Genomic DNA, 284 nt, shown 5'->3' with positions numbered 1-284 from the left:
ATCTGCCACCCGCGAGTGATGTGGATGGCGACACCGTTACCTACACCAAGGCCAGCGATCCGTCGCATGGCACGGTTACCGTCAATCCGGATGGCAGCTACAGCTATGCGCCAACGGCCGACTACAATGGCAACGACAGCTTCAGCTACACCATCAGCGATGGCAAGGGCGGCAGCAATACCTATGTGGTCAATATCGTGATCGATCCGGTCAACGATGCGCCAGTCGGCAGCGGCACCACGATTACCACGTCGGAAGACACGGTCAAGACCGGCAATCTGCCA

Annotated in this window: 1 protein-coding gene; it reads left to right on the top strand. The window is 58.5% G+C overall.

All coding sequences use genetic code 11. The features are described 5' to 3' along the window. Positions 1 to 284: cadherin-like domain-containing protein (locus tag GCM43_RS25590; RefSeq protein ID WP_193315752.1), on the top strand; the 284-nt coding region annotated here is incomplete at both ends.

Origin of the sequence: Janthinobacterium aquaticum, from assembly GCF_009208565.1 — a bacterium.
In the GTDB taxonomy this organism is placed as follows: Bacteria; Pseudomonadota; Gammaproteobacteria; order Burkholderiales; family Burkholderiaceae_D; genus Janthinobacterium.
This window is presented reverse-complemented; position numbering and strand designations above follow the sequence as displayed.